Annotated in this window: 25 protein-coding genes and 1 pseudogene; 13 read left to right on the plus strand and 13 right to left on the minus strand. The window is 65.9% G+C overall.

All coding sequences use genetic code 11. The annotated features are described in order from the left end of the window. Positions 1-8: 8 nt before the first annotated feature. The 6 genes from ACIBW7_RS36790 to crcB (ACIBW7_RS36815) form a co-directional block, all read right to left on the minus strand. Entirely contained in the window at positions 9-746 is a 738-nt protein-coding gene (locus ACIBW7_RS36790; RefSeq protein ID WP_397054650.1) for a DsbA family protein, read from the minus strand. Positions 747-866: 120 nt separating this feature from the next. Then, the gene (locus ACIBW7_RS36795) at positions 867-2,192 is read right to left on the minus strand and encodes an MFS transporter (RefSeq protein ID WP_397054864.1); all 1,326 of its coding nucleotides are present in this window, start codon (positions 2,190-2,192) and stop codon (positions 867-869) included. 460 nt (positions 2,193-2,652) lie between these two features. Beyond that, positions 2,653-4,293 carry a phosphoglucomutase (alpha-D-glucose-1,6-bisphosphate-dependent) gene (gene pgm / locus ACIBW7_RS36800; protein ID WP_397054652.1) on the minus strand — a complete coding sequence of 547 codons (1,641 nt, stop codon included), beginning with the start codon at positions 4,291-4,293 and terminating at the stop codon, positions 2,653-2,655. Between the two features lie 47 nt (positions 4,294-4,340). After that, positions 4,341-4,703, minus strand: coding sequence for a fluoride efflux transporter CrcB (crcB, locus tag ACIBW7_RS36805; RefSeq protein ID WP_397054654.1), 363 nt, complete (start codon positions 4,701-4,703; stop codon positions 4,341-4,343). Next, positions 4,700-5,074 carry a DUF190 domain-containing protein gene (locus ACIBW7_RS36810; RefSeq protein ID WP_397054656.1) on the minus strand — a complete coding sequence of 125 codons (375 nt, stop codon included), beginning with the start codon at positions 5,072-5,074 and terminating at the stop codon, positions 4,700-4,702. Before ACIBW7_RS36810 ends, crcB (ACIBW7_RS36805) begins: the two co-directional genes overlap by 4 nt. Before the next feature lie 33 nt (positions 5,075-5,107). Then, positions 5,108-5,536: a fluoride efflux transporter CrcB gene (crcB, locus tag ACIBW7_RS36815; RefSeq protein WP_397054658.1), complete on the minus strand. Its 429-nt coding sequence runs from the start codon at positions 5,534-5,536 to the stop codon at positions 5,108-5,110. 361 nt (positions 5,537-5,897) lie between these two features. Between crcB (ACIBW7_RS36815) and ACIBW7_RS36820 the strand changes: the two genes are divergently transcribed. After that, a complete protein-coding gene (locus ACIBW7_RS36820; protein WP_397054866.1) occupies positions 5,898-7,016 on the plus strand; it encodes a lipase family protein in 1,119 nt (372 codons plus the stop codon). 224 nt (positions 7,017-7,240) lie between these two features. On the opposite strand, the gene ACIBW7_RS36825 is transcribed toward ACIBW7_RS36820, so the two are convergent. Beyond that, positions 7,241-8,740, minus strand: a complete 1,500-nt coding sequence (locus tag ACIBW7_RS36825) for an MFS transporter (RefSeq protein WP_397054660.1) — start codon at positions 8,738-8,740, stop codon at positions 7,241-7,243. Positions 8,741-8,858: 118 nt separating this feature from the next. On the opposite strand from ACIBW7_RS36825, the gene ACIBW7_RS36830 reads away from it, so the two are divergent. Next, positions 8,859-9,533 (plus strand): TetR/AcrR family transcriptional regulator, encoded by a 675-nt coding sequence (locus tag ACIBW7_RS36830; protein ID WP_397054662.1) that lies wholly within the window; start codon positions 8,859-8,861, stop codon positions 9,531-9,533. A 56-nt stretch (positions 9,534-9,589) separates the two neighbouring features. After that, the gene (locus tag ACIBW7_RS36835) at positions 9,590-10,885 is read left to right on the plus strand and encodes a D-arabinono-1,4-lactone oxidase (protein ID WP_397054664.1); all 1,296 of its coding nucleotides are present in this window, start codon (positions 9,590-9,592) and stop codon (positions 10,883-10,885) included. A 68-nt stretch (positions 10,886-10,953) separates the two neighbouring features. Here ACIBW7_RS36835 and ACIBW7_RS36840 read toward each other — a convergent pair whose 3' ends face one another. Further along, a complete protein-coding gene (locus tag ACIBW7_RS36840) occupies positions 10,954-11,700 on the minus strand; it encodes an SIR2 family NAD-dependent protein deacylase (RefSeq protein ID WP_397054666.1) in 747 nt (248 codons plus the stop codon). A gap of 123 nt (positions 11,701-11,823) precedes the next feature. On the opposite strand from ACIBW7_RS36840, the gene ACIBW7_RS36845 reads away from it, so the two are divergent. The 3 genes from ACIBW7_RS36845 to ACIBW7_RS36855 all read left to right on the plus strand — a co-directional run bounded on the left by ACIBW7_RS36845 (position 11,824) and on the right by ACIBW7_RS36855 (position 13,901). After that, entirely contained in the window at positions 11,824-12,729 is a 906-nt protein-coding gene (locus ACIBW7_RS36845; RefSeq protein ID WP_397054668.1) for an oxygenase MpaB family protein, read from the plus strand. 320 nt (positions 12,730-13,049) lie between these two features. Beyond that, a complete protein-coding gene (locus ACIBW7_RS36850; protein WP_397054670.1) occupies positions 13,050-13,463 on the plus strand; it encodes an arsenate reductase ArsC in 414 nt (137 codons plus the stop codon). A 48-nt stretch (positions 13,464-13,511) separates the two neighbouring features. Then, positions 13,512-13,901, plus strand: a complete 390-nt coding sequence (locus tag ACIBW7_RS36855) for a VOC family protein (RefSeq protein WP_397054672.1) — start codon at positions 13,512-13,514, stop codon at positions 13,899-13,901. A gap of 4 nt (positions 13,902-13,905) precedes the next feature. Here the strand turns inward: ACIBW7_RS36855 and ACIBW7_RS36860 are convergent, their stop codons facing one another. Together ACIBW7_RS36860 and ACIBW7_RS36865 are read right to left on the minus strand one after the other, a co-directional pair. Further along, on the minus strand, positions 13,906-14,619 hold the full coding sequence (locus tag ACIBW7_RS36860; protein ID WP_397054674.1) for a helix-turn-helix domain-containing protein: 714 nt from the start codon (positions 14,617-14,619) through the stop codon (positions 13,906-13,908). A gap of 31 nt (positions 14,620-14,650) precedes the next feature. Beyond that, positions 14,651-15,550 (minus strand): annotated as a pseudogene (locus tag ACIBW7_RS36865) (alpha/beta fold hydrolase); the annotation flags it as partial. 70 nt (positions 15,551-15,620) lie between these two features. Here ACIBW7_RS36865 and ACIBW7_RS36870 point away from each other — a divergent pair. Further along, a complete protein-coding gene (locus ACIBW7_RS36870) occupies positions 15,621-16,271 on the plus strand; it encodes a winged helix-turn-helix transcriptional regulator (protein WP_397054676.1) in 651 nt (216 codons plus the stop codon). Positions 16,272-16,334: 63 nt separating this feature from the next. Then, a complete protein-coding gene (locus tag ACIBW7_RS36875; protein WP_397054678.1) occupies positions 16,335-16,928 on the plus strand; it encodes a dihydrofolate reductase family protein in 594 nt (197 codons plus the stop codon). Here the strand turns inward: ACIBW7_RS36875 and ACIBW7_RS36880 are convergent. After that, a complete protein-coding gene (locus tag ACIBW7_RS36880; RefSeq protein ID WP_397054680.1) occupies positions 16,915-17,397 on the minus strand; it encodes a hypothetical protein in 483 nt (160 codons plus the stop codon). The two genes, ACIBW7_RS36875 and ACIBW7_RS36880, sit on opposite strands and share 14 nt — an antisense overlap. Before the next feature lie 133 nt (positions 17,398-17,530). On the opposite strand from ACIBW7_RS36880, the gene ACIBW7_RS36885 reads away from it, so the two are divergent. The 3 genes from ACIBW7_RS36885 to ACIBW7_RS36895 are packed head-to-tail and all read left to right on the plus strand — an operon-like array spanning position 17,531 to position 19,872. Beyond that, the gene (locus tag ACIBW7_RS36885) at positions 17,531-18,301 is read left to right on the plus strand and encodes a dienelactone hydrolase family protein (protein ID WP_397054682.1); all 771 of its coding nucleotides are present in this window, start codon (positions 17,531-17,533) and stop codon (positions 18,299-18,301) included. Positions 18,302-18,347: 46 nt separating this feature from the next. Next, on the plus strand, positions 18,348-19,289 hold the full coding sequence (locus ACIBW7_RS36890) for a threonine/serine dehydratase (RefSeq protein ID WP_397054684.1): 942 nt from the start codon (positions 18,348-18,350) through the stop codon (positions 19,287-19,289). Between the two features lie 40 nt (positions 19,290-19,329). Next, the gene (locus tag ACIBW7_RS36895) at positions 19,330-19,872 is read left to right on the plus strand and encodes a thioredoxin family protein (protein ID WP_397054686.1); all 543 of its coding nucleotides are present in this window, start codon (positions 19,330-19,332) and stop codon (positions 19,870-19,872) included. Here ACIBW7_RS36895 and ACIBW7_RS36900 read toward each other — a convergent pair. Both ACIBW7_RS36900 and ACIBW7_RS36905 read right to left on the minus strand, forming a co-directional pair. Continuing rightward, positions 19,869-20,159, minus strand: a complete 291-nt coding sequence (locus ACIBW7_RS36900; RefSeq protein ID WP_174415132.1) for a hypothetical protein — start codon at positions 20,157-20,159, stop codon at positions 19,869-19,871. The two genes, ACIBW7_RS36895 and ACIBW7_RS36900, sit on opposite strands and share 4 nt — an antisense overlap. Positions 20,160-20,272: 113 nt before the next feature. Continuing rightward, positions 20,273-21,433 (minus strand): MFS transporter, encoded by a 1,161-nt coding sequence (locus ACIBW7_RS36905; RefSeq protein ID WP_397054688.1) that lies wholly within the window; start codon positions 21,431-21,433, stop codon positions 20,273-20,275. An 80-nt stretch (positions 21,434-21,513) separates the two neighbouring features. Here ACIBW7_RS36905 and ACIBW7_RS36910 point away from each other — a divergent pair, with 80 nt between their 5' ends. Then, the gene (locus ACIBW7_RS36910; RefSeq protein WP_397054690.1) at positions 21,514-21,957 is read left to right on the plus strand and encodes a MarR family winged helix-turn-helix transcriptional regulator; all 444 of its coding nucleotides are present in this window, start codon (positions 21,514-21,516) and stop codon (positions 21,955-21,957) included. 27 nt (positions 21,958-21,984) lie between these two features. After that, the gene (locus ACIBW7_RS36915) at positions 21,985-22,587 is read left to right on the plus strand and encodes a TetR/AcrR family transcriptional regulator (protein WP_397054692.1); all 603 of its coding nucleotides are present in this window, start codon (positions 21,985-21,987) and stop codon (positions 22,585-22,587) included. Positions 22,588-22,589 lie beyond the last annotated feature (2 nt).

Consider the following 22,589-nt stretch of genomic DNA (forward strand, 5'->3'; position numbering starts at 1 on the left):
CGGCACGATCACTTGGTCAGGTCGACAACCCATTCGTGGTTGTTCACGTCGACCTTGTTCTTACCGTCGAAGACCGCGGGCGTGGCGACCTCGCCATTGGCATCGGTCAGCGCGGCACGTGCCATCTGCGCGTGGATCTTCGCCGCGTCGAGTTTCGCCCCGGAGCTGATGCACTGCACCGCCTCCAGCGAGGCGCCCGATTCCTTGGCGACATTCGCGAGATCGTCATTGCTGAGATCCGCGCCGCCTTCGTCCGGCTGCTTCGAGGTGAACAGCAGCGCGTGGAATTTCGAATACACCGGACCCGAACCGGTATCCGCGACACATTCGTTCGCGGCGACCGCGCGGGTCGAATAATCCTTGCTCTTCGACTTCGGGTCGAGGAAGGTCACGAGGTGGTAGCGGACGGCGAGTTTGCCCTCGTCCATCTGCTGCGCGATCTCCTGACCGTAGAGCCGCTCCAGCGCGCCACAGGACGGGCACAGCGGATCCTCGTACACATCGATGGTCTTCGCCGCGTCCTGACGACCGACGAGAATTGTGCCGTCGCTCTGGTCCAGGACCGCATGCACGTCCGCGCTGTGCACCGAACCATAGCCGTCATTGCGGATCGTGGCGTCGTCGCGCCCCCACCGGAACGCGAGGATCACGATCAACACGATGAGCGCGAGCGCCACTCCACCCAGGGCATAGGTGGTCGCGCTGGACATCGGCCGCGGCGTGTACTTCGATCCCGATTCGCTCACCCCGAACACTTTGCCCCAACCACACGCCACCTGATGCACGGGGTGCTTGATCACCATGCATTGATGCAGGCAAATGTCGAGAGCACCCGTCCAGGGGTACCTGGTGATCAGACGTCCAGATCAGCGGGAGGCGTAGTTGTTGCCTCGAGGGTCGGGAGTGGGGGCGTCGACGAGGCGCTCGGCGCCATCGGGGCCGTAGGTGTAGGCGGGCGGGCTGTCCGCCATGGCTTCCACTTTCGATTCCACAACGCGTCGGTGCAATGGTTCCGGGACGAGCGTCCAGATGACGGCTGCGACGGCGAGTAGTGCGCCGGTCAGGGCGAGGGCGAGGCCGTAGGAGAAGTGTTGGGCCACGGCGCCTACCGCGACCGGGCCGATGACGGTGCCGAGATCGGCCGCCATTTGGAAGCCCGCGAGGACCGGGCCGCCACGGGCCTTCGGTCCGATGACGTCCGCGACCGCCGCCTGCTGGGCGGGGGTGAACATGCCCGAGCCCAGACCGGCCACGAATGAGGTCACCAGCAGCCAGGGCAGGTTCGACGCGAGACCGAGTCCGGCGGTTCCGGCCGCACAGATCAGGGATCCGATGATCAGGAAGGGTTTGCGCCCGAAGCGGTCCGAGAGCCTGCCGGATGCGAAAAGCACTGCCACATTGCCCGCGGCGAACACCGTCAGCGTGACACCGGCCATGCCCGGTTGCTGATGCAGCACTTCGACAACGAGCAGCGGCACCAACGCCATCCGCACGCCGAATACCGCCGCGCCGTTGGCGAAATTCGACAGCAGTACCGCCCGATACTCCGACCGTGCCAGTCCCTCCCGGAACGACATCAGCCGCAACCCGCCCACCTGTTCCGGTGCGGCCAGGGTCGAATGCCGCAGGTTCACATAGACCACCGCGGTAGCGAGCAGCAGCGCCGCAGCGTAGATCAGGAACGGCGCCCGCAATCCGAGTCCGGCGAGCGCACCACCGACCAGCGGCCCGCTCACGGATCCGATCAGAAAACTCGTCGACCACAGCCCGGACACCCGCCCGCGCTGCGCGGGCGGGGACATCCGGATCACCAATGCCAGCGACGACACCGTGAACATGGTCGACCCGACTCCGCCCGCCGACCGCAAAACCAGCAGCTGCCAATAACTCTGGGCGAACGCACTGGCTCCGGTCGACACCGCGACGATCAACAAGCCCCCGAGATACACCGACCGCTCCCCCAGCCGCTGCACCAACCGCCCACTGACCGGCGCGAACAACAGCCGCATCAACGCAAACGCACTGACAATCGCCGAAGCCGCGGCAACCCCAACCCCGAACCCCCGCGCGAACTGCGGCAATACCGGCGCCACCAGACCGAACCCGACGGCAATGACAAACGACGCCCCGACCAATACCCAGATCTCAACCGGCAACGCCCTGGATGCCGCCGCACTCCATCCGACAGCCACCCCGCCCTGCCCCTCGAGCAAACCCGACGCCCCATCGGTACCCGACGCCCCATCGGTACCCGACGCCCCCGCGGTCTCCGCCGATCTCCCCGCCTTCGCCAACCCCGACGCTCCCGCTGACCCCGCCGACGCTGCCGAACCCAGCGCCCCCGCCCCACCCGACGCCGCTGCCGTCTCCGACGCCTTCGCCAATCCCACCGGCGTTCCCGAATCCGACGCACCCGCTAACCCCGACCGAACTCGCGAACCCAGCGCTCCCGTCCCCTCCGAACCGGACGCCGCCGCCCCCAACGCCTTGCCCGTCGCCCCCGAAGCACCTAGCGACCCTGCCCCCTCCGAACCAGACGCCGCAACCTCCGCCGCCCCCCACACCTTCCCCGGTCCCACTGGCCCCGAGGCCGCTGCCTCCCCCGCTGAAGCTCTCGAACCTAGCGACTCCGACGACCCCGCAGTCGATCTATCACTCACCGGACAGCGCCTGCCCAACCACTTCTTCCGCGGCCGCTTGGACCTGGGTCAGGTGTTCGGGGCCCTCGAAGGACTCCGCGTAGATCTTGTACTTGTCTTCGGTGCCGGAGGGACGGGCGGCGAACCAGGCGTTTTCGGTGGTGACCTTCAGACCGCCGAGAGGGGCGCCGTTGCCGCGGGCTCGGGTGAGGACCGCGGTGATCGGCTCACCGGCGATCTCCTTTGTGGTGATCATGTCCGGTGTCAACTTCCCGAGCAGTGCTTTCTGTTCCGGGGTCGCGGCGGCGTCGATGCGGGCATAGGCCGGACTGCCGTAGCGCTTCTCGAGTTCGACATAGCGCGCGGACGGGCTCTGGCCGGTGACCGCGGCGATCTCGGTGGCCAGCAGGGCAAGCAGGATACCGTCCTTATCGGTGGTCCACACGGTGCCGTCCATCCGCAGGAACGATGCGCCCGCACTCTCCTCACCGCCGAAAGCCAGACTGCCGCTGAACAATCCGGGCACGAAGAATTTGAAGCCGACCGGCACCTCGTACACATCGCGCCCGAGCACGCTGACCACCCGGTCGATCATCGACGAACTCACCGCCGTCTTGCCGATCTTCGTGAGCGCATCCCAGCCCATCCGGTTCGCGACCAGATATTCGATGGCGACCGCGAGGAAGTGGTTCGGATTCATCAGTCCACCATCGGGTGTGACGATGCCGTGCCGATCCGCGTCGGCGTCGTTGCCGGTGGAAATGTCGTAGTCGTCCTTGATGGCGATCAGCGAGGCCATCGCATAGCGCGAGGACGGATCCATCCGAATCTTGCCGTCGGAGTCCAGCGTCATGAACCGCCAGGTCGGATCGACGAACGGGTTGACGACCTCGAGTTCGAGGTCGTAGCGCTGCCCGATCTCCTCCCAGTAGTCGACGCTGGCCCCACCCATCGGATCGGCGCCGAGCCGGATCCCGGCGCCACGAATGGCATCCAGGTTCAACACATTCGGCAGATCCGCGATGTAGTGGTCGAGGTAGTCGTAGCGCTCGACGCAGTTCTGGAGCGCATGCTGCAGCGTGGTCCGCCGCACCCCGGCCAAGCCGTTGCGCAACAGTTCGTTGGCGCGGTTGGCGATGGCGTCGGTGGCCTTGGTATCGGCCGGACCGCCATGGGGCGGGTTGTATTTGAAGCCGCCGTCGCGCGGCGGATTGTGCGACGGCGTGACGACGATGCCATCGGCCTGATGTTTTGCCCCACCGCGGTTGTGCCGCAACACCGCATGACTCAGCGCGGGCGTCGGGGTGTAGCGATCACGTGCGTCGATCATCGCGGTCACATCATTGGCGGCGAGCACCTCGAGTGCGGTGGTCCACGCGGGTTCGGACAATGCGTGGGTGTCGCGGGCCAGATAGACCGGACCGGTAATCCCCCGCGTGGCACGGTATTCCACGATCGACTGGGTGATGGCCAGGATATGCGCCTCGTTGAACGCGGTGTCCAGACTGGAGCCCCGATGCCCCGAGGTGCCGAACGCCACCTGCTGCGCAGGCTCGGCCGGATCCGGGATGCGGCTGTAGTAGGCCGTCACCAGACGCGCGATGTCCTCCAGGTCGGTGGGACGCGCGGGTCGCCCGGCTCGATCATGGGCCATGCTCGGGTCTCCCTTCCGTGTCGGCTGCGCCCGGCTCGTCATCAAAATCATGTCCACAACCACTGGGTCGTGGCCGCGGCGACGAACACCGCGGTCAAGCTGGTCACGACGCTGAGCACCACATTGCCCACCGCATAGGCGTAGGCGCCTTCGGCCGCGAGCCTGATCGTCTCGTAGCCGAAGGTGCTGAATGTGGTCAGCGCACCGCAGAAACCTGTTCCCGCAGCGGCCGACAGCCAGCTGTTCGCGCCGGCGCCGATCAGTCCACCGAGCAACGCCGAACCGACAATGTTAACGGTCAATGTGCCCAGCGGCAGCAGAGATTCGAATCGCGCGGCAACCGCACGGTCGATGAGATATCGCGCCGGCGCACCGAGCATGCCACCGACCAGGACGAGCACCACCATCATCGGGCGACTCCCAGACTCGGCTGCCAGATCTCGACCTCGGACAATGCGACGTTCACCGCGGCGAGTAGCTCGGAATTCTGTTCGACGAAGGCGCGCAACCGCTCGGCCTCGTCGATGATCATCACCAGCACGGGTAGGTGTTCGGCCAGATCGAGGATCCGACTGGTGTGGATGCGCGAGGACGAGCCGTAACCCTCCACGCCGCGCCACACACTGGCGCCGACCAGTCCGGTGTCGCGGGCGCGCCGCACGATCTCGTGGTACAGGGGCCCGTGCCGCCACTTGTCGTCCTCGTCGAGCAGCACCGTCAGCCGCGCCGCCGACTGCCACTGTCCCGCCGCCGGACCAGTGCCCGTCGGTGAATCTTTCATCGCCTGACCCCCTTCCGTCGCGCTCTCCACTATTCAACTCGTCCGTCGTGCCGTACCAGTAGCCCACCGCGCCGAAAACATGCCGAGCACCACCGCCCCCAGTGCCGCAACCACCGTCCCCCCGAGATAGCCGAGCGCCTCGACCGCCGCACCCGATTCGAGCAGTCTACGAACCTCGACGCTGTAGGTGGAAAAAGTGGTGAAGCCGCCGAGCACGCCGATACCGATAAATGGACGGAGCAGTCTGTGGGCTACCCATACCTCGGTGATCAGAACCATCAGAATTCCGATCGCAAAGCATCCCACGACATTGATCGTGAAGGTCGACCAGGGGACCTGATGCGGTTGCGAAGGCCACCACACGCCGATGCCGTAGCGTGCCAACGCGCCGAGACCGCCGCCGAGGGAGATCACCACCAGCACCGACGGCTCGACGGCAGGGGTGCGGGTTCGCTGCCCCATGCGCTGACCTCCTGCCGAGCCGAATGCCACCGGCGCAATGCTAATGGTCGGCTCGGCGGGCCCGAACATCCGGGACGACGGCACGCACCATGACCAGAGTCGTTCGTTGACACGACGGCACCGAGAACGTACGAATGCCTGGAAGGTTTGGCCGAAGTTCCCACCTAACCCCTACGGACACAGGTCGGGAGCGATGATGGCGGCACGATCGGCGATACCCGAAGCGCCTCGGAAGAAGGCGAAAAGCGGGCGCCAGCAACTGTTCGGCAGATCGATTCGTGGCGACCGACTTTCGATCCGACGACTCGGAATCGCGGCGTTGGCGGTCGTACTGGCCGGACTCGGCTACGCACCGCCCGCCATGGCGCAGGCGCTCTATCCGATTCCGGAGCCCGACGGTTTCTATTGGGCGCCACCGGATGTGGGCAACTTCCAGCCCGGCGATGTGATCCGCAGTCGGTCGGTGAACGCGGTGGGCTTTCCCGGCGCGACGGCATGGCAGTTGCTGTACCGGTCGACCGATTCGGCGGGCGGCCCCATCGCGGCCGTGGCCACCCTGCTGCTGCCGGTGGGCGGTGGACTCAACCGGCCGCTGGTCTCGTATCAGCCGTTCATCAATTCGCTCGGCCTGCAGTGCGCGCCGTCGCACAGCCTCTTCGACGGCGGCATGCAGGAGGCGCCCGCACTGAATCTGCTGCTGGCTCGCGGCTGGGCGGTCACCGTTCCGGACCACCTCGGGCCGACCAGCGCCTATGGCGCGGCCCGCCTGGGCGGTCGGCTCACCCTGGACGGGATACGAGCGGCAAAGCGTTTCGCGCCAGCCGATCTCACGGCTAGTCCGGTCGGCATGACCGGATACTCGGGCGGCGCCATGGCGACCGGATTCGCGGCGGCCATGGCACCGGAGTATGCGCCGGAGCTGCCGATCGTCGGGGTCGCGCAGGGCGGGGTTCCGGTAAACCTCGGCAAGCTGGCCCGCGAGGCCGGCTCGCAGCCGAACCCGCTGTTCGGCCTCGGATTCGCGGCGACGATCGGTCTGGAGCGCGAATATCCGGCCCAGCTGTCGATGGAGCGGTTCCTCAATGCCGAGGGTTGGGCACTGCGCAACCAGGTCGCCAATGCCTGCACCTCCGAAATCATCGCTGCGGGCGCGAACAAGGACTTCGACGATGTCTTCAACGGCTCGATGTTCGACGCCGACGACGCCACGATCCGGGTCATGGACGAGAACAGCCTGGAGATGTATCCCGGTGTACCACACGCCGCGATCTACGAATGGCATGGCGCCAACGATCAGCAGGTCGATCCGTGGCTGGCCCGCGAGGTGGTGGGCCGCTATTGCGCGGCGGGCACGCCGGTGCTGTTCGACCTGATTCCGGGCACCGACCACACTTCGGCGATATTCGCCGGTGCGCCAGGGGCATTCAACTATCTGTCCGACCGGTTCGCAGGACTCCCGGCGCCCAGCAACTGTGTCTAATCTGCAGCGCCTGCGGCGCTGCGTGTTCGCGGCCCCCTGGTGTCTCGCGTCCGAGCCGTCGAGACTCGCGCCTGCGGCGCATGCGCTTCGACGACTCGGACGCGAGACGGGCCGCGAACTCCTCGCTCGTAAGACTCGCTCCGTTGTGGTTACGTGTGAAAGTCCCGCACGACACAAGCCCGCATCTCGAGTGACGCGGGCTTGTGCTGTTCGAGCGGAACAGATCAGTGCACGATTACAGGTTCGCCTTCCGACGGAGCCGGGACCGTATTCGGCATCAGGAATGCGGTGATCACCGCACCCGCCACGAAAATCGCGGTGGCCCACCAGAAGCTGGTCGTGTAGCTCTCGATCTGGGCCTGTGCCACGGCCAGCGGACCCGGCGTATGCGACGACAGGTAGTCCGTCGCGGCCGCGGCGGCGATAGTGCTCAGCAGCGCCGTGCCGATCGAACCGCCGACCTGCTGGCTGGTGTTGATCATCGCCGAGGCGACACCGGCGTCCTCGTGGTGCACACCGGCCGTCGCGCCCTGGAAGGCGGTCGACATCGCACCACCGAGACCGAGACCCATCAGGATCAGGGCGGGCAGGATATTCGCGACATAGCTGCTGTCCAAGCTGATTTGAGTCAGCCATGCCATGCCGACCGCGGCGACCAGGAAGCCACCGGCGACCACCATCTTCGGACCGACCTTCGGCAGCAGCAGCGAGGGCACCGTGGTCGAGGAGACGACCATGCCCGCCACCATCGGCAGGAACGCCAGACCGGTCTTGATCGGCGAGTACCCCATGCTCAGCTGCATGTAGTAGGTCAGGAACAGGAAGATCGCGAACATTCCGATGCCCATGACGAACACCGTCAGGAACGAACCGCCGCGAGTGCGGTCCAGCACGATGCGCAGCGGCAACAGCGGATTCGCGACCCGGGTCTCGATCCACACGAACACCGCCAGCAGGGCCGCGCCACCGATCAGGAAACCGAGGGTGACCGGGTTGCCCCAGCTGGTCGACTCGGCGTGCGAAAACCCGTAGACGATGCCGAACAGTGCGGCGGTCACCACGACGGTGCCCGGAATGTCGAGCTTGGGCCGCTCGGCGACGACATGCTTGGCCAGCAGCAGCACCGCGCCGACCAGCGCGACCGCCGCAAAGCCGAGGTTCACGAACATCACCCAGCGCCACGAAGCCCATTCGGTGAGCATGCCGCCGAGCAGCAGACCGATGGCGCCACCCGCTCCGGCGACCGCGCCGAAGATGCCGAAGGCCTTGGCACGCTCACCCGGTTCGGTGAACGTCACCGTGAGCAGCGACAGCGCGGCAGGCGCGAGCAGCGCACCGAAGACGCCCTGTCCGACGCGGGCCGCGACCAGCATCTCGAAGCTGGTGGCCGCGCCGCCGACCGCGGAGGCGACGGCGAATCCGATCAGGCCGATAATGAAGGTGTTACGTCGGCCGAACAGGTCACTGAGTCGGCCACCGAGCAGCAACAGGCTGCCGAAGGCCAGAGCGTAACCGGTGACGACCCACTGCCGATCGCCATCGCTGAAACCGAGGTCCTGTTGCGCTGCGGGCAGCGCGATATTCACGACGGTCGCGTCGAGCACAACCATGAGCTGAGCCACGCCGAGTACAGCGAGCACCCACCAGCGCAGAGCGTGCGAGCCGCGGCGGCCCGAGTCGGTTTTCTCGGGGGCGGGTGCCCCACGGTCCAACGTGGTAGTCATGTGTCCCCTTTTGCCTCGAGGCTTAATCCGGAGGAGGTTCCTCCGCTTACCGAGTTAAGCTAACACAATAACGGAGACATCTCCTCCACTTAACCCCACTTATTGCTAGGATGTGCCTGTGAATCCCGCCACTACCGTGCCTCCACCTCGGCGTCTACGCGCCGACGCTGCCCGCAATCAGCAGCGCATCGTCGAGGCAGCCCGCCAGCTCTTCGCCGATCACGGCCTGGAGATCACCCTCGATGACGTGGCCGAACGCGCCGGGGTCGGCGTCGGCACCGTCTACCGGCGCTTCGCCAACAAGAAGGAATTGATCGCGGAGGTCTTCGAACAGAATGTCGGCGAATTCGCCGTCGCCGCGGAGACCGCGGCCGAGCATCCCGACCCCTGGCTGGGACTGGTCCAGTTCTTCGAGTACGCCTGCACCCATCTGGCTACCAATCGTGGCTTCAGCGAGGTCATGCTCGAACTCGAGGAGGATATGGAGCGCTTCGCCCAGTTGCGCGACCGGATCAAGCCGACCATCGCCGCGGTCATCGATCGCGCACGCGAAGCCGGGGCACTGCAGCCCGATATCGAGCCCTCGGACTTCTTCGCGCTGATCCATATGGTCGACGCGCTCGCCGAGTTCTCCAAGCCGGTGAATCCGAATGCCTGGCAACGCTATATGGCCATCGCACTCAACGGCGTACGCAGCGATGACACGCCGCGCCGGCCGCTACCGGCACCCCCCTTGACGGACGAGGAAGTAGAACAGGCCAAGTCGTTCGTCTGCGCGGGCCGCAAGCGCTAGCGCAAAAAACCGGACATATCTAGCGCTCAACTGAGCCAGCCCTTACAGTTGGACATATGACCAACTCGTGGGGGAACTGGGCCGGGGATCAACAGTGCACGCCAGCCGCCGTCGCCGCCCCGCGAAATACCGAAGAATTGGCCGAGATCATCGGCCGCGCCGCCGCCACCGGACAGACAGTACGCGTCGCCGGTGCGGGTCATTCGTTCACCGATGCCGTACTCACCGACGGCATCCTGCTCGACCTGGCGAAGCTGAACCGCATCCTCAACGTGGACCGGGAGACCGGCCGCGTTCGAGTCGAGGCGGGCATTACCCTGAATGCCGCGAGCAACGCACTGCATCCACTCGGCCTGGCGTTCCCCAATCTCGGCGATATCGACGTACAGACCATCGCGGGCGCGACCGCCACCGCCACCCACGGCACCGGTGCGACGCTGCAAAACCTCTCGGCCGCTCTGCAATCCATCGAACTGGTGCTCGCCGACGGCAGCCGGGTCGAGTTGACCGAGGAGTCCGACCCGGACGGCTGGCGCGCGGCGCGGGTCAGCGTCGGGGCGCTCGGCGTTGTCAGCGCGGTCACCCTGCAGATGGTGCCGTCGTTCGTACTGGAGGGAATCGAGCGTCCGGTGCCGGTCGAGGAGGTCCTCGCGGATCTGGACGCCTATGTCGACGGCAACCAGCATTTCGAGTTCTACATGTTCGGCCACAGCCCGCTGGCGATGACCAAACGCAATAACCCCGTCGACCTGCCGGAACAGCCGCGCGGCCGGGCCGCCGACTGGTTCGCCGACATCCTGATGTCCAACTACGCCTTCGACGCGCTGTGCCGACTCGGCAAGCGCCGGCCGCGGCTGGTGCCGTGGATCCATCGGGGCGCGGCGTATGCGGGCAGTTACCGCCGCCAGGTCGACCGCTCCTATCGAGTCTTCGCCTCGCCTCGGCTGATTCGCTTCACCGAGATGGAATACGCGATCCCGCGCGAACATTCCGTCGCCGCCATCCGCGAGATCAAGGACCTCTCGACGCGGTTCGATACGCCGATGCCGATCGAGGTGCGCTGGGTCGCCCCCGATGACGCGTTTCTCTCCCCCGCCGGTGGCCGCGACACCTGTTACATCGCCGTGCACCAGTACCGCGGCATGGACTTCGAACCGTATTTCCGCGCCTGCGAAGCGGTTTTCGACAAGTACGCCGGCCGCCCGCACTGGGGCAAGCGCCACTTCCAGACCGCCGAAACACTGCGGCCGCGTTACCCGGACTGGGATCACTTCGCCGAAGTGCGCCGCCGCTTCGATCCCAAGGGCCGCTTCGCCAACGCCTACGTCGAGCGGGTACTCGGCTGTGTCTAATTTGCAGTGCCTTCGGCGCTGCGTGTTCGCTCGTAAGACTCGCCCCGTGGTGGCCGAGCCGCATGGGTTCAGCCGGCGAGTATCTCGGCGACCAGGCGCGGCAAGGCCGTGCCGATGGGTTCGCGGATGACCTCGGTGGCGATGCTGTCATAGGGCGTCGGTTCGGCATTGACGATGACCAGATCCGCGCCGCTGTCGACGGCGATCGCGCACATCGATGCCGCGGGCTCCACCTGCAGTGAGGAACCGATGGCCAGGAAGACATCGCTGGCCTCGGCGGTCAGCGCGGCCTTGGTCATGGTGCGGCGATCCATCTGCTGGCCGAACATGATGGTCGCGGATTTCAGGATGCCGCCACAGGCCGGACACGGCGGATCCGCCTCGCCCGCAGCCACCCGTGCCAGGGTGGCGGCCATGCTCGTCTGGTATTCGCAACCGACGCACACGACTTCGAACATATTGCCGTGGATTTCGATCACCCGGCCGGGTGAGGATCCGGCGCGCTGGTGCAGCCGGTCGATGTTCTGGGTGATGATCGTGATGGTGCGTCCGGCGCGCTCCAGGTCGGCCAGTGCGGCGTGCGCGGCATTGGGTTGGGCCTGCCAGGCCGGATTGTCGCGGCGGGCCAGCCATGAGCGTTTGCGCAGCTCCGGATCGGCGAGGTAGGCGTCGTAGGTCGACAACAGTTCGGCGATGGGGTCTTTCGTCCATACGCCGCGGGGGCCGCGGAAGTCGGGAATGCCGGAATCGGTGGAGATGCCCGCGCCGGTGAGCACGCCGATCCGCCCGTCCCGTTTGCGCCAGTCGGTCGTCACATCTAATCAGCCTAGGGGGCTGCGTTATCAGTGCCCAGGGCGCGCGGTCGACAAGCCAAGTTCGTGAGAGATTGTTACACTAAGTCTCTCAAACTCTTGGATGGTTGATCAAAGGAGATCGCAATGACCGCCGCCGCATTCGATGCCGATTCGCGGACCGCTCCGGAGCGCCGCCCGTTCGCACCGGGCACTCGAATGTGGGACGAAACCGGCCTGATCACCTTCTCCCTCACCGCCGGCTCGGCATTTCTGCTGCAGACCATGGAACCGACCATCGCCGCCGTGGTCGACGAGCACTCCACCTTCCGCACCGATCCGCTCGGACGAGCGGTGCGCAGCATCGGTTCGGTGATGATGTGGATCTACGGCGGCGACGAGGCGATCGCCGAAGCGGATCGCCTGCGCAAGATGCACGCCTCGCTCAACACCACCACCCCGGATGGTGTCCGGCACAAGGCGCTGGCCTCCGGTCCGTGGGCCTGGGTGCTGCACACCGGCACCTTCGCCTTCACCGAGAACGCCGAATACTTCGCCCGCCGCCCGCTGACCCCGGCCGAGAAAGAGGCGTACTACCAGGAAACGGTGCAGCTCATGCGCAATTTCATGGTGGCACCCAAGGAGATTCCGGCGAACTACACCGAATTCGAGACGTTTTTCACGGATATGGTGGAGAACCACCTGCAGGAGACCGGTACCGCGCACGACTACCTGCGGGTGATCCAGTCGATCGCGCCGCCCGAGCAGTTGCCGCGTGCATTGCGCCCGGCCTGGAAGCGCATGGTCGCACCGGTCGGTCGACTGCAGTATTTCGTCACCGTCGGCACCACCCCGGAGGCAGCACGGCGCAAGCTCGGCCTGACGTGGTCGGAGTCCGATGAGCGCAAGCTGAAGGCGTTGGGCTGGTTCATCGCCCGCACGGTGCCGCTGCTGCCGGAGCGGGTGCGCTACTTCCCGATCGCGTACGAGGCGCGGCGGCTCGCGCGCGATCGCGCGCGTCTGCGCAAGGTCATCAATCTGCGTCCCATGTGACGCCTCGCGCGCGTCCACGGCCCGCGGTTGCCCCTCCGGCACCGCGGGCCGCGCCGTATCCAGGCAAAATGCCGATTTCCTGACCGACCGGTTTCTTCTCGGTCGATATCCCGCGTGCGGCAACAACTCTCGAGCGACGGGCCTCGAGATGCCTTGGCGGACAAAGTCGCCCCCCTCGTCGCGAAACATATTCCACCCGTCCTGGTATACGTATCACGCACCCTCCGACGCAGACCCGGTGCAGCCGCCCGACAATCCCGACATTGCGCCCAGAACCACGGCACAGCTCCGATTCACCAGCCTGAAAGGTATTCCCGCACATGGCTCACAAGCCCAGCGTGCTGTTCGTCTGTGTCCACAATGCGGGCCGGTCGCAAATGGCCGCCGGATTCCTCGATGCGCTCGCCGGCGACCGCATAGATGTGCACTCCGCCGGGAGCACGCCCGCCGACGTCGTCAATCCGGCCGCCGTGGCGGTCATGGCCGAACTCGGTATCGATATCTCGACGCACGCGCCGAAGCTGCTGACCGTGGACGCGGTGGCCATGTCCGATGTGGTCGTCACCATGGGCTGCGGTGATGCGTGCCCGTTCTTCCCCGGTATCAGCTACCGAGATTGGATGCTGCCCGATGCGACCGGCGAGGACATCGCCATCGTGCGCTCGATCCGCGACCGGATCCGCATCCTGGTGGAAAACCTCATCGCGGAACTGATCCCGGCCACCGCCTGCTGAGTCCGATTTGTTCAAGACGACTGCCGAAGTACGGCATACGCTGCGGATATGACTCCACAACTCAATGTCATCGGCATTGTCGTCAGCGATATGGCCGCCTCGCTCGCCTTCTACCGACGCCTCGGTCTCGAGTTCCCGGAGACGGATGACGGGCATATGGAGGCACCCTTACCCGGCGGTATGCGCCTGACGCTGGATACCGAGGCGGTGATCAAGTCGTTCCACTCCGACTGGCAGCCGCCGACGTCCGCGGGCCGACTCGGGCTGGCCTTCCAGTGCGCGGATCCCACCGAGGTCGATGCGGTCTACAGCGAACTCATCGATGCCGGATACCGCGGCGAACTGAAGCCATGGGACGCCTTCTGGGGCCAGCGCTACGCGACGATCCTGGACCCGGACGGCAACAGCGTCGATCTGTACGCCGCGCTATCGGATTGAGCCGTCACCGGGAGCGGGTGAGCAACTCGCTCAACGGCATGCCGGCCAGTTCGCGCACATCGCGCGCGAGGTGGGCCTGATCGGCGAATCCGGTACGAAATGCGGTGTCCGCGAGCGGTACTCCGCTGCGAGCCACCGCGAGCGCCCGCTGCAGCCGCAGGATTCGCGCCAATGTCTTGGGCCCGTAGCCGAAGGCCGCGAGCGAGCGTCGATGCAACACCCGCGCACCGAGCCCCGCGGCCTCGGCCGTCGCCGCGACCGACCATCCGGCGTCCAGCGCATCGACGATCCGCCGCAATACCGGGTCGGGCGGTTCGGTGTCGTATGCCCGCCGCATTGCGATCGCCTCCAATGCGGCGGTCTGATCCGCTGACGCCCCGACCTGTTCCGCGAGCCGGCGAGCCGTCGCCGCGGGCCACAGATCCGCCAACTCCACCCGTTTATCGCGCAATTCGTGCGCGGCCACCCCGAGCAGGGCAGGCGCGCCGCCCGGTGCGAATCGAATCCCGACCCATCGAGTGCCCGTCGCACCATCGGCCATATAGGCCCGGGTGTCCGGTCCGGCCACCAGCAACCTGCCATTGCTCCACAGCAGGTCCATACATCCGTCCGGCAATACCGGTACGGCCGCGGCCCCGGTGACATTGGTATTCGTCCACACCACAGCACCCGGGAGCCGCGACGGCCGCTCCCGATATCCCGGCACTACCGCTGCCACGAATCCGAGGCTACCCGTGCCGTCTCGCGCCTCAGTCGAGGAAGGTCAGCAGCCGGTCGGCCAGCCACTGCGGCCGCTCCTCCGGCACGAAGTGACCGCAGTCCGGGATCCGTTCCAGGCGCATATCGTCGGCGTAATCGCGATAGCTGTCCGGCACGCCCTCGGAGAGCGGATCGCAGGCACCGTTGAGGTGCAGGGTCGGCACCCGCAGGCGCATCATGCGGTAATGCCGTGCGAAATGCGGTACCTCGTGCAGCACCACATTGCGATTGAAGTCGGTGGTCGCCGCATGCGCGCTCGGTGTGCGCATCCGGGACAAATAGGCCGCGGTCTCCACATCGCTGAAGCGTCCCTGGTGCCGCCATGCGTGCAGACTCCGCCTTGTCAGTGCCGTTTGCAGTGCTGACGAACGCCCGAGTGCGGCAAGCGCGTAGACGTGCCAAGGCCTGGTGAATACCGCGGACCGCACCCCATCGATGGTCCACGGATGCACACCGGCCAGCGCGACGAACTGGTCGAACCGCTCCGGCCAGTTCAGGCAGGCGCGATACCCCACGACCAACCCCCAATCGCGTCCGACGACCCGCGCCCGATCCACCGCCAACCGATCCAGCAATTCGACGAGATCACGCGCCAGTCGCTCGAAGCTGTAGCCGTCATCGGATCCTTCGGACCACCCGAGGCCGCGGATATCCGGACAGATCACCCGATACCGCTGGGCGAGCGGTGCGATCACGTGCCGCCACTCCCACCAATGCTGGGGCCAGCCGTGCAGCAGGATCAGCGGTTCACCCGCCCCCGCCTCGGCGTAGTGGATGCGCAGGCCATCGATCTGGACGAAGTGGTGGCGCACGTCAGTCGGGATATCGGCGGAAAGTGCGGTGAGTTCGGCGGAATTCGTCAGCGATGTAGTCACGGGTCTCTCCTGAGTTCGACCAAGCCCCGACTCGAAGCTAACATAAGATTTAGAAGTAAGTACACTATGATTTCAAACTAAGAGGATGGCGATGGCGCGGCGCACCTACAACCAGTACTGCGGACTGTCCCGCAGCCTCGACCTCGTCGGCGAACGCTGGACGCTGCTGATCATCCGCGAACTCATGGCGGGTCCGAAGCGCTACACCGACCTCGCCGACGCACTCGACGGCATCGGCACCAGCCTGCTCGCCGCGCGCATCAAACAGCTCGACGACGACGGCCTGATCAGCCGGAACACCCTGCCGCCACCGGCAGCGTCGCAGGTGTACGAACTCACCCCGGCCGGTCGGGAACTCGCGGCAGCGCTTGTCCCCCTTGCCATGTGGGGCATGCGGCACCATTTCGACGAACCGCGACGTCCCGAGGAGAGCTATCGCGCCGAATGGACGCTCGTCTTCCTCGCGACACTGATCGACCCGCCCGCGGATATGCGGGCGACGATCCAATTCCACATCGACGGTTCCGCCGCGGTCATCGTCATCGACGACGGACGAGCCACCGTGACCCCCGGCGAACTCGGCAATGCCGATGCCACCGTCACGACCGACTTGCACACCCTGGGGCGCCTCGGCACGCGCCAACTCGATCCGGCGGATGTGGTCGACCGCGTGCAAGTCACGGGCGATACCGAACTCGCCTTGCGCCTACTGGGTCTGGTGATCGGAAACCGATGAATTCCCGGCAGCCGCGTCGTCGTATCGAGCAGACCGGACCACACCGCCGAGGAGGCACGTCGTATGCAGATTCGTTCCCGCTTGTGCATGAGCGCCGATGGTTACATCACCACGCCCAACGGGTGGCCGCCACAGGTGGTCGACCCGGCGTATGTGCCCGGCGAAAGCCACGGCATTCCGGAATTCGTCGCGACCTGCGAGGCCGCGCTCATGGGGCACACCACCTTCGCGCCCGCGCTGACCAATGACCGCTGGCCGTGGCCGACGCTGCAGGTGTTCGTGCTCGCATCGCAGCGTTCCGCGGGCACGCCCGATCACGTCACTGTCGACAGCGATCCGGCACGCTTGCTCGAGCAGCTGCGCGCGGCCAATCGCGGTGGTGATGTCCACTTGATCGGCGGCCCGCGCACCATCGAAACCTTCCGCGCACTCGGCGCATTGGACAAGCTCGAATTGGTCGTGCTGCCCTTCTTCGTCGGTGGCGGGATGCGGCTGACCGAAGCCCTGGATATCGATACCGGCCTCACCCTCGAGAGTTCGCGTGCACTGCCCGGCGGATCGGTGGAAATCGTCTACACGGTCGACAATCGCGGTGGCGTGCCGCAGGCTCGGGATGCGGGGTGGGCGCCCGTGTCACAGCGATTCAGTGCGGAGTGATGCCGCGCGGGACGACCCGGATCAGGTGATCGTCGCCCGCGGCGATTTTCGACTCCCGATCCTTACAACCGACGGTGACCTCGGCGCCGGCGGGTGAGGAAAAGGTCCACAGCGTCATCCACTCTTTTCCGCCGATTGTTTCCTGTTTTTTCGCATTGGTGGAACGGAGGTCTTCGTTGCGGCCGGTGCTGTCGGTTACCGCGCAGCGCAGGCTCCCGCTCGCCGCGCCCCAGTCGACAGGCACCTTGATATCCATCACGGCATCTGCGGGAATCGGCACTTTCTTGGTCTCCCCCAACGGAATCCGCACGCCGTCGCCCGGCTCCTCGTTTTCGATCGGCGTCGCACTCACCGAACTCGTTTCCGATGGTGCGGACGAACTCGACGCGGCAGTCGTGGACTTGTCATCGGTGCATCCCGCCACGGCAACGGCAAGTGCCGCCGTCGCCGTCATCCAGATCAGTTTCACAGGTCAACCTCTCTTCGACAGAGCATGACTACAACTTCCAGATGGACGCAGACTACATGGCGCGAAAATCGGCAATTTGTTCGCAAATAAGAGGACTCGGCGATATCGAAAATCTCCGATAGCGTCATATGCCATGACGATGCCCGTCGCATTCAGCACCCTCGATGTCCGCACCGCCGACGGCAATGCCGACGCCTACCTGGCCCGACCCGATGACGGCGCCGCCCATCCCGGCGTGCTGTTCAATATGGACGCCTACGGCCTGCGGCCCTGGCTGCGCGAAATGATGCAAGCCATCGCGGCCGACGGCTATATCGTGTTGGCGCCCAACATTTTCTACCGAACCGGACCCGCTCCGGTGCTCCCGATGCCCGATTCCGCCGATCCGGAAGGGCATGCGAAATTCTTTGTCGCACTGGGCCCGGCGCGGGCGGCGCTCACTCCAGAAAAGGCATTGCAGGACACCCGGACCTATCTCGATTGGCTGGATGCGGCCGAGTTCGTGGCACCGGGTCCGGTGGCGGTAACCGGATACTGCATGGGCGGTCGACTCGCCTTGCGCGCGGCGGGCGCATTCGGGAATCGCATCGCGGCCGCCGCCAGTTTCCACGGCGGCCGCCTGGCCGTCGACGAGCAACCCGACAGTCCGCATCACTCCGCCGCGAGTATTACTGCCGAATTATTGATCGCCCATGCGAGCCAAGATGATTCGATACCCCCGGAGCAGATCACCCGTTTGGAAAAGGCCCTCGACGCGGCGCACGTCCGCTATGCATCGGTGGTCTACCCGAATACCCGCCACGGCTTCACCATGCGCGACACCCCGGTCTTCGATCAGGCGGCCTACGACCGCCACCTCACCGATCTGCTCGACCTCCTGCACCGGGCGTTCCTCAGCGTCTGACGAGAAGGGCAAGATGATCAGTGCGGGACCGCGGACAGGAGCGCAAATGGAACTGAACTACGGCGATGTGAAGGCCGCCGCCGATCGGATCACCGGACACGTGCGGCCGGTCGCCATCGCGCCCGGGGATGCGATAGCGACGACCGGCGAGCTGTGGCTGGCACTGGAGTTCATGCAGCACACCGGCTCGTTCAAGGCCCGCGGTGCCCGAAACTTCATCCAGGCGCACCAGGACGACGCAACATTGCCGGACGCGGGCGTGACCATCGCATCCGGCGGAAATGCCGGACTCGCGTGTGCGTGGGCGGCCCGCGAACAGGACGTGCGGGCGACGGTATTCCTGCCGACCACCGCGCCGCTGGTGAAGGTCGAGCGGTTGCGCGGCTACGGCGCCGATGTGCGCCTGGTCGGCGCCGAATACGCCGACGCACTCGCTGCCTGTCGCGAATTCGCCGATACCAGTGGCGCTTTGCCTTCACACGCCTACGACAACCCCTATATCGCGGCCGGAGCGGGCACCCTGATGGTGGAGATCAACCACCTGCTTCCCCGACTGGACACCATCGTCGTCGCGGTCGGCGGCGGCGGTCTGTTCGCCGGGGTCGCCACGGCCGCGGACCACTACGGCGTCCGGACTATCGCGGTCGAGCCGGAACACTGCCGTGCGCTGCACGATGCGATCCAGGCCGGACGGATCGTCGACGCGACGGTCGATTCGGTCGCCGCCGATTCCCTCGGCGCCCACCGCGCCACCGAATTGGCACTGCACGCGGCCCAGAACTACGACGTGACCTCGGTGCTCGTCCCCGACGCCGACATCATCGCGGCCCGTCTGGCGCTGTGGCAGGACCGCCGACTCGCGGTGGAACACGCCGCCGCAACGGCGGTCGCGGCGCTGACCACCGATGCGTATCGCCCCGAGCCGGGTGAGCGGGTCTGCGTCGTCCTGTGCGGGGCCAATACCGATCCGGCGGATCTGGCGCGGTAAAGCGCACTACGCTCGATATCGACTCGGATGGAGGCTCCTCATGTCGGTTCAATCCCTGATGGTCCCGATCGGAACGCCCGCTCCGGATTTCAGCCTGCCCGACCTCGACGGTCAGCTGCACACCCGTGCCGACTATGCGGACGGGCCCGGGCTACTGGTCATCTTCGCCTGCAACCACTGCCCGTATGTGCGGCACCTCGAGTCGAAGCTCGGCGAGGTGCTCGGCACGCTGACCATCCCCACCGTGGCGATCTGCACCAATGACGCCGACGCCTACCCGGACGACGCACCGGAGCACCTGCGGGCCCAGGCCGATCGCGCCGGTTGGAGATTCCCCTACCTGATCGACGAAACACAGCAGGTCGGTCGAGCCTTCCGGGCCGCGTGCACGCCGGACTTCTTCCTCTACGACGTACGCCTCGAACTCGCCTACCGCGGCGCCTTCGACGAATCCACCCCGGGCAACGGTAAACCGGTGACCGGCAACGAATTACACGCCGCGGTCGAGGCGGTACGCACCGGAGCCCCCGTGCCCGAGCCGCATCGGCCGAGCATGGGTTGCTCCATCAAATGGCGTTCCTAGGTCCCGATCACCGCATTCATGATGGTGCCCGCGCTGGTCGCGACGACACCGCCGATCATGGCTCCCGCCACCATCTTCGGCGATTGCAGGCCGCCGCCGGACCACTTCTCCCAGGCGAACCGACCGCCCGCGTAGGTGATGGCGGTAATGCCTGCCAGCAGGATGAACCAGGTGAAATAGCGCACCATCTGCAGGATCTTGTCCGCGAGGGGCGGCGCCTCGGGTGTCGGGTTGCCGAGTTGGGCCAGGACTGCTCCATACGTGTCATGTGCCGCGGCGAGAATCATGCTCACAGTCGTACCCCTCTTCTGATATCGGCGACGCTGGTAAGCGTCTAGCCAGATAATAGCGGCTCGACTCGAGACAGATTGTGCAGCAACCGGATTCAACGACATACCGGTCAGCTGGATTCCAACACGGGTTTGCGATCACGCCGCAGCATGTACAGCGCCATCGCCGAGCCCGATACCGTGAGGACAGCGGCTATCGGATAGATCGAACGCAGTCCCGGTCCGTCATCGATGGCCCAACCGCCGATGCGGCCCGCGCATGCGGCGGCGAGTTGGAATCCGGAGGCATTGACCGCGACCGCCAGCGTGGGTGCCGCCCCCGCCGCGGTCACGACCCGGGTCTGCATACCGGGAATGATCGCGAAGGCCAGCACACCCAGCACGAAAATCAGTGCCACCGTGACCAATTGAATTTCGGCGACGCCCCAGAGCAGCGCCAGCGTGCCCGCCAGGGCTGCGAGCAGACCCGCCAGCGATGGCATCAGCGCCCTATCGGCCAGCCGCCCACCGAGATAATTGCCGAGCACCGCGCCCGCGCCGTACACCAGCAGCAGCGCGGGCACCACACCTGCCGCGAAGCCGCTCACCTCGGTGAGCAGCGGGGTGCAGTACGTAAAGACCGTCACCACACCGACATTGCCTAGCGCGGTGAGCCCGATCGCCAATTGCACACGGCGATCGGCGAATACGCGCAGCTCCCCGCGCACCGATCCGCTCGACGGCGCGGGCATCGCCGGCAGGAAACGCAGCACGAGCAGCAGCGCGACGGCCGCGCACACCGCGACCGACACGAATGTCGCACGCCAGCCCAAAGATTGGCCGATGGCAGCGCCGATCGGAGTGCCGCCGACAATTCCCAGATTCATGCCGAGCGCCACCTGCGCCACCGCCGATGCCTCGCGGCCGGGTTCGGCCGTCGAGACGACCGTCGCGATCGCGACTGCGAAAAACGTTGCCACCACGAGTCCTGCGGCAAATCTTGCCGACAGCACGGTCGAATAGTTCGGTGCGAGAGCCGAACCCAGATTCGCGACGACCGCCACCGCGACCAAACCGACCACGAGCGGTTTGCGCGGCAGCCGCGCCGTCGCCACGGTCACCACCGGCCCGCCGACGATCATGCCGAGCGCATAGGCGCTCACCAGCAGACCCGCCGCGGGCACCGACACCGCGAGCCCATCGGCCACCTCGGGCAGGATTCCGGCGATTACGAATTCGCCGGTGGTCAGGCTGAAGACCACCAGCATGAGCGCAAGGACAGCAGGCCGCATACATCACTCCAGATAGTTACAATTCAAATGATTTGAACTAGAACTATCACAGTTCGAAGCATGGCACTAGACTGGGCGACATGAAGGAGCAGGCGCCACCGAATCTCGCCGTGGATATCGAGATCGATCGCGATGTCTGCAAGCTGGTGCATCAGTTCACCCACCGCCTCGATGTGCACGTTCGCCGCATCGCCGAGGCGTTGAATATGACGCCGTCGCAGGTGATCGCCCTGCGCGAGCTATCGGATCCGATTACCGCGCGCGAATTGGCCACCAGAATGTCGTGCGAACCGTCGAACGCGACCTTCGTGCTGGACCGCCTCGAACAGCAGGATCTGGTTCGGCGCCAACCACATCCGACCGACCGGCGCGCCAAGCAGATCGTGCTGACGGCAGCCGGGGAGCGGCGGCGCGCCGAGGCGCTCGACATGCTCGGCGCGCAGTCACCACTGACCTCGCTCACCGCCGCCCAGCAGCAGACCCTGCGCGATCTGCTGCAGGCGATGGCGCCGCCGATTGTCTAACCATACGGTCGGACGTACTCTTTAATTATGACGACAGAGGACAAGCGCCTACTGCGGGGTGCACGGAGTCGCCGGCTCGTGCTGCGCCAAGCGGTCGACACCGCATCCCTCGACGGTCTCGAGGGTTTGAGTTTCGGCAAGTTGGCGACCGATACCGGGCTCAGCAAGGCGGGTGTGCAGACCCTGTTCAAGACCAAGGAAACGCTGCAGCTCGCGGCGCTCGATTTCGCCCGCGATATGTTCATCGATGCCGTCATCCGTCCGGCCCGCGTGCAACCGCATGGGGTGCAACGACTTCGCGCCCTGATCGAATGCTGGATCGTCTACGCGCAGACACCGCTGTTCGCGGGCGGCTGCTTGCGGGTCGCGAATATGGCGGAGTTCGACAGCCGTCCCGGTCCGGTGCGCGATGCGCTGGTCCGCGAGCAGCGAGAGTGGGTGGCGATCATCGCGCGGGAACTCCGTTATGCCGTCGACGCGGGCGAAATCGCCGATCTGGATAGCGATCTCGCCGCCTTCCAAATCGACGCCGTCCTCTGTGCCGCCAATACCGCACTGCGCCTCGGCGAAGTCGATGCGGTGCCCAAGGTCCGTCGAGTTGTCGAAAGCTTTCTTATCCCGGCGACCTAGGG

This window comes from Nocardia sp. NPDC049526, assembly GCF_044465765.1.
In the GTDB taxonomy this organism is placed as follows: Bacteria; Actinomycetota; Actinomycetes; order Mycobacteriales; family Mycobacteriaceae; genus Nocardia.